Below are 10181 nucleotides of genomic sequence, written 5' to 3' on the forward strand. Positions count from 1 at the left end.
ATACTCCTTTACCGAGGGGAACGCGACGGGGCCGGCCCGCGGAGGACGCGCACTCCGAGGATGACCCGTTGCACGGCGGTCACTGCGACCGCGGCGGTGAAAACCCAGGCGATCGGCGCCGCCCACTGTGGGAACACGCAGAACAGTACGTAGACGGCCACGGTCTCGGCGCCCTCGGCGAGGCCGCCGACGAAACGCAGCGACCGGGCGTCGCCGATGGTGCTGCCGCGACGCTCCAGCAAGGACGACAGGGCGAGAAAGGCGGTACCGGACAGGTAGTAGGCGCACAGCAGCGCCACACACGCGAGCCGGGCCTCCGGCCGGGCGACCGCGACGGCGACCACGAACCCGGCGTAGATGCTGAAGTCCGCGACGATGTCCAGGAACCCGCCGAGTTCGGTCGCACCCCGCACTCGGGCGACCGGTCCGTCCAGCCCGTCCAGCAGTCGGTTGAGCAGCCACAACACCAGCGCGAGCCACCATCGGCCGGTCGCGGCGGCCCCGCATGCGGCCACACCGGCCAGCCAGCCGGCGACGGTCACCGTCAGCGGTGACACGCCCGCGGCGGCGATCCGGGCCGCCGCCGCCTCCAGTGCCGGTGCGAACAGCCGGCGTGCCGCCGTGTCAAGCATCCGGGCCCAGCCGTACGCCGGTGGCCCGTGACACGGGTGTGAGTGGTAGCAGTTTGCGCAACGCCACATTCTCCGCCGGGTCCAGAACGCTGTGCTGCACGCACGCCGGGACCAGCTCACCGGTCTCCGGATGAGCCATGGCATAGAAACACGCCCGCAGCCGTTGCTGGGTCGCCGCCAGGCGCGGTTCGGTGCTGGTCTCGCCGCGTCGCATCGCCGCCCATGCCGGGGCGACGTCGGCGGCGTCCATGAACGAGTGCATCACGAACGTCACCGGCCGTACCCGATGGCGCAGCAGCGCACGCACCCCGGCCCGGCGCACCATCCGGGCCACCCAACCGGCGAAGGTCGCCACGACCGACGGGTGCCGCACCACGACCCGGGCGAGCTTGACGGCCAGGACCGGCACCGGTGTGCCCGAGAAGTTCACGCCGCCCAGGTACCGGAAGAACCGATCCCGGACCCGTAGATCGGCCGGCACCTCGTCGTCCAGCAGCGGCACGTAGCGCTCACCGAGGAAGAACCCGTACACGGTCCGGTTGCAGCGTTCGTCGCCGTGCGCCACCGCCCGGAACGGCAGCCGGGCCCCGGCGCCGCGTTCGATCTCCTGCCACACCCGGTCACCGGTGGTGTCGCCGTACTCGTCGTGCCAGCGCCGTTCATCGCCCACGAACGCGGCGGGCTGGAACGAGAACATCCCGAACCCGTAATCACGGCAGTCCCGGATCACCTGCGCGATCTGGTCGACGTTACGCGGTGTGACGGTCATGTTGTGCGCCAGGAAATGCCGGACCCCGTGCTCGCGGCGCAACCGGGCGAACATGCCGGTGAACCGTTTGCGGTACGGGTTCAGCGACGCCTCGTCGGCCGGTCGTTGGATCCCTCGCCGGCCGAACATCAGCATGTCGAAGTGCCCCGCGAACGACAACCGGCCGAACCGCCGGGCACCGTCCGGGCCCACCGCCAGCGCTGCGAGGTAGTCGTAGTCGAAGTCGCCGTGCGTCATGCTCATCGGCTCGCGCCCGTACTCCCGCATCACCGCGAGGGTGGCCGCGTGATCCTCGGCCGGCAGCAGCGTCACCTCACCGCCGATCAGCTGGGCGTGCGCCCGCGGCCCCCGCACCCGGCGCAGCAGGGCCATCTGCTCACGCACCTGTGCCCGGGTGTGCGCCCCGTCGATCGCCACCCGGTTCGCGTCCCGCGAGTGATAGCACGGCGTGCAGGCCAGATCGCAGCGGGGAAACACCCCGTGGGTGCCCTCACAGCCCACCGCGTGCCGGCCCAGGGTCTGCGCCGGCGTCCGCACCTGCTCGGGCAGCTGCCACCAGCGTTCCTGCAGCGCGGCCAGGGTCTGCGGGTGCACCGGGCGGGTCGCCAACTCCCACGCCCGCAGTCGGGCAACCGTCTTCGTCGGCACCATCAGCTCTCTTCCCACAGCCACCGCACTCGACTCGTGCCGGCGGCGAACGGATCTCACCACTCACCAGGGGAACCCGGTGAACGGCGTGAAGCCTTCCCGGCCCGGCCGATTCACGCGCCCACCTGACGACGAACCGTCGCTGTCTCAGCCGGGCACTGTTGTGTGTGCCCGCTCACCGACGCGCCATGCCCATCCTCCCGGTGTCGGCTCCGAACCTTTACCGGCACCCAGGAGGTTCGTCGCGCGCCGCCCAGCCCAGCCGAAACGCTGTTCATCCTCAAAGCCGGACACAGGGAGCGGCCAGGCGGAGATCAGATGCCACGGTGTGGCGATCCGCCGGAGATTCGTGCCGACGGCACCCCGCGGGAAGGTCGAGCGGCCGCGATCGAGTTCGCCGTCGACGGCCCGGCCGTCGTCGTCGTGGAGGAAGCCTTCCTGCCGGTGACGTGCGAGCGACGAGGTGGCCTTAACAGATCCACAACGGCTGTTGGGACACCGTGTGCGATCCGCTTCTGTCATTTATTGGCCTCCATTCGGAGGTGTTGCCGACCGTCGTTCGGAAAACAGGTTCGGCGGTCGTTAATCCACTGGGGAGGGTGAAGCCCCGGCGGCGGAGGAATGTTATCCCTGTGTCAATACGGCTCCCGAGGAAAGGATCACCGCGTGCTTTCGTGCAAGGTCCTCACGTATTTCCGTACTTGTCCCAGTTGCCCGGCCGGGAAGGACGGTGGGGTGGCATGACGATGACGGTTTCCGCCGCTCTCGACGAGGCGACACTGGCGGGTGTGCTGGAGGACTGCGCCCGACGGCATCGGGTACCCGGCGCCCAGCTGGCGGTCCATCAGGCCGGCCGGACCGTGGCCGTGGAGTACGGCGAGGCCGAGCACGGTTCCGGGCGGGCGGTCACGGCGGACACCGCGTTCCCGGTCGGGTCGATCACCAAGGCGGTCACCGCCACGGTCGTGCTGGCGCTTGCCGCCGACGGCGATCTGGGCCTGGACGATCCGGTGGCCTCCCACGTGCCGGGGCTGGCCGCGGAGACCTCCGGCATCACCGTCCGGCATCTGCTCAGCCACACCGGCGGGCTGCCGGCCGGCCCGGCCTCGGAGGAGGTCACCGGCCTGTCGCCGCAGCGCTACGTGCGGCACGCCGCGCGCCCGGAGACGCTGGTACTGAGGCCGGGCACCGGCTTCTCGTACTCCAATCTCGGTTATGTCCTGCTCGGTGAGGTGATCACCACGGTCACCGGGATGAGCTGGGCCGAAGCGGTCACCACGATGCTGTTGCGGCCGTTGGGCATCCCCGCCGACCTGGTCGGGGTCCCCGGGTTCGCCGGCTCCGGGCGGCCCTTCGCGGCCGGCCACTCCCGCCATCCGCGGACCGGCCGGATCCGGCCCGTGGAGCAGTGCCTGGCCGCCGCCGAGGTGGCGGCGGGCGGACTGGCCCTGAGCGCCGTCGACCTGGTGAAACTCGGCCTCCTGCACATCGGTGGGGGTGACCCGGCCGTCCTTCCGGCGGAGTACGCGGCCCAGATGCGGCGCGTGGTACCCGGTGCCGTGCCGTTCGGGCTCGCCCACGGCTGGGGTCTGGGGCTGGCCGTTTTCGGCACGGTCCCGCACGAGTGGTTCGGGCATGCCGGCAACGCGGACGGCACGGATTGTCACCTTCGGATCAGTCCCGCCGAGGGCCGGGTCGTCGCGCTGACCACCAACGTCGGCGCCGGGTCCGGGATGTGGCCGGAGGTGTCGGCCGAACTGCGCGATCGGGGTGTTCCGCTGGACGACGGCCTGCCGCACGGCGACGCCTGGCCGGTCACCGCGGCGGACTGCGTAGGCGTCTACCGCAACGGAGATCTCACCTACGAGATCACGTCCGGCGGCCCGTTCGGGCTGTGCTTCAGCGTCGACGGCGAACCCGCGGAGCCGCTGCTGCTCGGCGCCGACCGCACGTTCTATCTGTGCGACGAATCATCCGGCCGATGGACCGTTGGCGGACGCTTTGTGCGAGACCGGCGCCAGGGTCCGGTAAACGCTGTGCAAGTCGGTGGGCGCCTCGGAAGCCGTTGCGTCGAGGCATTTGCCTGAGCTGAAGCAACAATTTTAAGAATGTGAACCGGTGCCGCGGGGATTGCAAACGCCGGATTTGATAGTTGCCGTCTACGAAAGGTCTCGGCGGACGTGACTCAGCATCGTGCGGTCCCGATGTCCATCCCCCAGCAGAAGCACGTGCGGCGGGAGCCGGCCCGGTTCCCGCCGCCCCGCCCCGCCATCCGGCGGACCGAGGCCGAGGACTTCCGGCCCGCTCCGCTGCCGGGTCTCGTGCCCGGATCCGACGGGCCGGGCACGTGGGCCCGTCGGAGGTGCGCCCTGCCCGCCGAGGTGGCCGGGACGCTGCACCGGCTCGCCGTCGGCGACGAGGCAGGGGTGCGGGCGATCTGCGCGGCCGCCGTCCACCTCGTACTCACCCGGTATGCCGGCGACGACCCCGTCACCTTCATGACGACGGCATCCCTGGACCGCCCCGGCCTGCTGCCACTGCGTCCCGAGCCGGGCGCCACCACCGTCGCGGAACTGATCGACGCGTTCCGGGACGCCCACGCCGAGGCCGCGCGGCACGCCGCCGGCGACCCGGAGATGCAGCCGGAGATGGCCCGTGTCGTGGTCACCGGCCACGACCGGGTGGTCCCGGCCCCGCACACGGCGCTGATCGTGCACGAACCGGCGGACGGCTCCGGCGGGCAGCCGGTCCTGGAGTACCGGACCGACCGGCTCAGCGGCGACGCCGCCGGCCGGCTCGCCGGCCACCTCGGGCGCGCACTCACCGTCGCGGTCACCGACCCGCACCGGACGGCCGCCGACGTGGAGGTCATGACCGACGACGAGCGGCGCGACCTCCTGTCCGAGGCGCGTGGCCCGCAACGGCCGGTCACCGCGGCGGTCTGGCCCGAGCTGGTCGAGGCCCAGGCACGCCGCACCCCGGAACTACCGGCCGTGGTCTCCGGAAACGTCATGGTCGACTACCGGACGCTCGAGGAGCGAGCCAACCGGCTCGCCCGGCTGCTGGTGCACCGCGGCGCGGCACCCGAGACGGTGGTCGCCCTGGCGCTGCCCCGCTCGGTCGACCTGGTGGTGGCACAGCTCGCCGTGGGCAAGGCGGGTGCGGCGTTCCTGCCGGTCGACCCGGGATACCCCGCCCAGCGGATCGCCGTGATGCTCGACGACGCCCGGCCGGTGCTGACCGTGACGCGCTCCGACACCGCCCTGAGCTGGCCCGGAGCCCTGGTCCTGGACGACCCGGACGTCGTCGCGACGCTCGCGGCCACCCCCGGCACCCCGTTGGGCGACGCCGACCGCCGGGCACCGCTGTGCGCGCAGCATCCGGCCTACGTCATCTTCACCTCCGGGTCGACGGGCGTACCGAAAGGGGTGGTGATCCCGCACGCCGCCCTCGTCGGGTTCGTGGCCGCCGAGGCCGCTCACCTCGGGGCCGGCCCCGGCCACCGGGTGCTGCAGTTCTCCTCACCGAGCTTCGACGCCTCCATCCTGGAACTCGGCATGGCGCTGCCGGCCGGCGCCACCCTGGTCGTGCCGCCACCGGGATCGTCGCTGGGCGAGCCGCTCGCCGACGTCCTGGCCGCTCAGCGGATCACTCATGCGCTCATCCCGCCCGCCGCGCTCGCCACCGTGCCCGACCCGGCCGCCGTCCCGGAACTGACCACCCTCCTGGTCGGTGGCGAGGCCTGCGACGCCGGCCTGGTGCGCGGCTGGGCCACCGGCCGGCGGATGATCAACGCCTACGGGCCGACCGAGACGACCGTGGTCGCCACCTGGACCGGCGCACTCGCGCCTGGTGGCACCCCACCGATCGGGCGCCCGCTGCCTAACACCGCCACCTACGTGCTGGACGCCCGGCTGCGCCCGGTCCCGGCGCAGGTGCCCGGCGAACTGTACGTCGGCGGTGACGGGCTGGCCCGCGGCTACCTGCACCGGCCGGGACTGACCGCCCAGCGGTTCGTCGCCGACCCCTTCGGCGCGCCCGGAAGCCGGATGTACCGCACCGGCGACGTGGTGCGGCGGGCCGCCGACGGGCAGCTGGAATACCTCGGCCGTGCCGACGACCAGGTGAAGATCCGCGGCTTCCGGATCGAACCCGGCGAGGTCGCCGCCGTCCTGACCGGTCACGACCGGGTGGCGCGGGCGGCAGTCGTCGTCCGCGAGCCACGCCCCGGCGTCCGGCAGCTCGTCGCGTACGTCGTGCCGGCCCATCCCGACGGTGTCGACCCGGCCGCGCTGCGCGCCCACACCGCGGCCAGTCTGCCCGCGCACATGGTGCCGGCCGCGTTCGTCGCCGTCCCCGCGCTGCCCGTCGGACCGAACGGCAAACTCGATCACCGGGCGCTGCCCGCCCCGACCTTCGACACCACCGACGACCGGTACACCCCGCCGCGCACCGACACCGAGCACGCCGTCGCCGACGTCTGGGCCGACGTCCTCGGTGTCAGCCGGGCCGGCCGGGACGACGACTTCTTCGCGCTCGGCGGCGACTCGATCCTTGCCGTACGCATCCTCGCCCGCCTGCGGGCACTGTTCGGTGTCCGCCTCCCCGCCCGCGCGGCCTTCGACGCCCGTACCGTCGCGGCGCTGGCCGCCCAGGTCGACGCCGCCGTCGCCGGCACACCGGCCGTGGCCGGGCCGATCCCGCGGGCCGGCCTGACCGGGCCGCTCCCGCTGTCCACCTACCAGCGGCGGCTGTGGCTGCACGAGCAGGTCAACGGCGGTAAGAACGAATACGTCACCGGGGTGGGCCTGCGCCTGCGAGGTCCTCTCGACCGGCCCGCCGTGCACGCCGCGCTGGACACGCTCACCGCCCGGCACGGTTCCCTGCGCACCACGTTCACCACCGTCGGCGGGGAGGGCCGGCAGGTGGTCGCGGAGCATGGGGAGATCCCGCTGACCGTCACCGACCTGCGCGACGTCGCGGACAGCGAGCGGGCGGCCGCCCTCGACCGGCTGCTCGGCGCCGAGCTCGACCGGCCGTTCGACCTGTCCGGTGGACCGCTGACCCGGGCCACGCTGGTGGCACTGGCCGACGAGGACCACGTGCTGCTGCTTGCGCAGCACCACATCATCACCGACGGCTGGTCCGTGCGGGTGCTCTGCGAGGAGTTCGCCGCCCTGTACGACGCGGCGGTCCGCGGGGTTCCGGCGCCGCCCGCCGAACCGTCGCCTGAGTACGTCGACTTCGCCCGCTGGCAGCACGACCAGCTGAGCGATGGGCTGATCGACGCGCGGCTGGCGTACTGGCGCGACCACCTCGCCGGTGCCGAACCGCTGCATCTGCCCACCGACCGGCCGGCCGCGGGCACCCCGGACACCCGCGGCGCCGTCCACCGCCGCCCGCTCCCGCCCGCGCTGATGGACCGGGTGGCGAGGCTCGGCCGGCAGCAGGGCGCCACCGTCTACATGGTGCTGGTCGCGGCGGTGCAGGCACTGCTGTCGCGGTACACCGGCCAGCGCGACATCGTGCTCGGCACGGTCCGCTCCGGGCGCGACCATCCGGACCTCGATCGGGTCGTCGGCTTCTTCGTCGACACCCTCGTGCTGCGCGGCACGGTGGACCGGCGCGACGGCTTCGACACCCTTCTCGCCGCCGCCCGCGAGACGATCCTCGCCGCGTTCACCCACGACGTGCCGTTCGACCGGCTGGTGGAGAGCCTGCCCGGCCGCGACAGCCGTACCCCGCTGGTACGTGCCGTCGTGGTGTTGCAACACGATCTGGTGGGTTCCGGCCCGGCCGGTGGGCTACGGATCGTCGAGCATGATCTGCCCCGCCCGCACGCCCGTTTCGACCTGGTCCTCGAGTTCGTGCCGCGCGGCGACACGATGACGCTGGCGCTGGAGTACGACACCGCGCAGTTCAGCGCCGGCACGGTCGGCCGCCTCGCCGATCATCTGGAGCGCCTGCTCGACGCGGTCACCACCGACCCGGTGGCCGCCGTCGGCGCCGCCGACCTGCTCACCCCGGCCGAACGCACCGAGCTGCTGGTCACCCGCAACGACACCGGCCGGCCGGTCGAGCCGTGCACATTCGGCGAGCTGTTCACCCGGCAGGCGGGCCGTACCCCTGATGCCGTCGCTCTCGTCCGCGACCGGGACACCGTCGACTACACCTCGCTGCGGGACCGGGTGAACCGGCTGGCCCGGCTCCTGGTCGCGCGGGGCGCCGGGCCGGAACGGATCGTCGCCCTCATGCTGCCGCGCTCGGTCGACATCGTGGTCGCCCAGCTGGCCGTCGTGCAGGCCGGCGCGGCGTTCCTGCCGGTGGACCCGGCATACCCGCGCTCCCGGATCGACCTCATGCTGGGCGACGCCGCCCCGGCCCTGGTGCTGACGTACACCGGCCTCGCCGAGCGGCTTCCCGACGGCCTGCCGGTCCTGCCGCTCGACGACCCGGCGACCGCCGCCGCGCTGGGCGAGCTGCCCGGCACGGACCTCGACGACACCGACCGGGCCGCACCGCTGCGACCGGACCACCCCGCCTACGTCATCTACACCTCGGGCTCGACCGGCACCCCCAAGGGCGTCGTGATCTCCCACCGGGGTCTGGCCGGCTTCTCGGCGGCCGAGATCGACCACTTCCAGGTACGGCCCGGTGACCGCGTCCTCCAGTTCGCCTCACCCAGCTTCGACGCCTCCGTGCTGGAACTGTGCATGTCGCTGCCGGCCGGCGCCGCGCTGGTCGTACCACCCGAGGGGGCCCTGCTCGGCGACCGGCTGGCGCGGGTGCTGGGCGACGCCCGGGTCACCCACGCGCTGGTGCCGCCCGCCGCGCTGGCCACCGTGCCGGACGGCGTGGACCTGCCGCACTTCCGCTGCGTCATCGTGGGCGGCGACGCCTGCGGTGCCGAGCTCGTCGACCGCTGGGCGCCCGGCCGCCGCATGATCAACGCGTACGGCCCCACCGAATGCACCGTGGTCTCCACCTGGAGCGGCCCGCTCACCCCGGGCGGTATGCCACCGATCGGCACACCGATCCCCGGCATGCGTGTGTACGTGCTCGACCCCGGCCTGCGACCGGTGCCTGACGGCGTACCGGGGGAGCTGTACGTGTCCGGCAGCGGCGTCGCCCGTGGCTACCTGAACCGGCCGGGCCTGACCGCCCAGCGTTTCGTCGCCGATCCGTTCGGTGCCCCCGGCACCCGGATGTACCGCACCGGCGACCTGGTCCGCTGGCACGGGCGCCGGCTGGAGTTCCTCGGCCGCGCCGACGAGCAGGTCAAGGTCCGAGGTTTCCGGATCGAGCCGGGCGAGATCGCCGCTGTGCTGACCCGGTTGTCCGAGGTGGACAGGGCCGCGGTCGTGGCCCATGACGACCCGGCCGGCACCCGCCGCCTCGTCGGGTACGTGGTGCCCGCGCCCGGGCACACCGGCGACGCCGCGGTTCTGCGCCGCCGGCTCGCCGCCGAACTGCCCGACCACATGGTCCCGGCGGCGTTCGTGTTCCTGGACGCGCTGCCGGTGGACCCGAACGGCAAGCTGGATCGCCGGGCGCTGCCGGCGCCCGACCTGAGCGCCGCGGCGGCCGCCTACGTGGCCCCGCGCACCGCCGCCGAACAGACACTCGCGACGATCTGGGCCGACGTCCTCGGACTGCCCCGGGTCGGCGTGGACGACAACTTCTTCGAACTCGGCGGCGACTCCATCCTCAGCATCCAGGTGGTGTCGCGGGCCCGCGACGCCGGTCTGCGCCTGACCTCACGCGACCTGTTCGAGCATCAGAGCATCGCCGCCCTGTCCGCCGCCCTGACGCTGCACGAGGACACCGTCCCGGTCCCGGCGCGCCCGCCGGTCACCGGGTCTGCACCGCTCACCCCGATCCAGCACTGGCTGTTCGAGAAGAGGCCCGGCGACCCGGGCCGGTTCGACCAGTGCCTCGCCCTCGAACTGGCGCCGGACACCGAGGAGGCGCTCCTGCGCACCGCCCTGGACGCCGTGGTCGAGCACCACGACGCGTTGCGCACCCGCTTCCCGCGTACCGGCCCGCAGCATCGGCAGGACGCCGGGCCCCGCCCCGGGGCGCGCCCGCGTCGGGGCGCGCCCCCCCCCCCCCCCGGGCCGGGCGCCCCCCCA

At 73.2% G+C, this 10181-nt stretch carries 4 protein-coding genes; 2 read left to right on the plus strand and 2 right to left on the minus strand.

Annotation, left to right across the window (positions count from 1 at the left end):
• Window positions 1-8: 8 nt before the first annotated feature.
• A complete protein-coding gene (locus AB0G04_RS42040; RefSeq protein WP_360995639.1) occupies window positions 9-632 on the minus strand; it encodes a CDP-alcohol phosphatidyltransferase family protein in 624 nt (207 codons plus the stop codon).
• Window positions 625-2052: a hypothetical protein gene (locus AB0G04_RS42045; RefSeq protein ID WP_360995641.1), complete on the minus strand. Its 1428-nt coding sequence runs from the start codon at window positions 2050-2052 to the stop codon at window positions 625-627. Before AB0G04_RS42045 ends, AB0G04_RS42040 begins: the two co-directional genes overlap by 8 nt.
• Window positions 2053-2789: 737 nt before the next feature.
• Here AB0G04_RS42045 and AB0G04_RS42050 point away from each other — a divergent pair.
• Both AB0G04_RS42050 and AB0G04_RS42055 read left to right on the plus strand, forming a co-directional pair.
• Window positions 2790-4136, plus strand: a complete 1347-nt coding sequence (locus AB0G04_RS42050; RefSeq protein ID WP_360995644.1) for a serine hydrolase domain-containing protein — start codon at window positions 2790-2792, stop codon at window positions 4134-4136.
• 93 nt (window positions 4137-4229) lie between these two features.
• A partial coding sequence (locus AB0G04_RS42055; RefSeq protein WP_360995646.1) for an amino acid adenylation domain-containing protein occupies window positions 4230-10181 on the plus strand: 5952 nt, incomplete at its 3' end.

It is taken from the genome of Actinoplanes sp. NPDC023801, assembly GCF_040639655.1.
Lineage (GTDB): Bacteria > Actinomycetota > Actinomycetes > Mycobacteriales > Micromonosporaceae > Actinoplanes.

Coding starts and splice junctions, on each gene's coding strand:
- AB0G04_RS42040 (WP_360995639.1), bottom strand. CDS start 632: ATGCTTGACACGGCGGCACGCCGGCTGTTCGCACCGGCACTGGAGGCG.
- AB0G04_RS42045 (WP_360995641.1), bottom strand. CDS start 2,052: ATGGTGCCGACGAAGACGGTTGCCCGACTGCGGGCGTGGGAGTTGGCG.
- AB0G04_RS42050 (WP_360995644.1), top strand. CDS start 2,790: ATGACGATGACGGTTTCCGCCGCTCTCGACGAGGCGACACTGGCGGGT.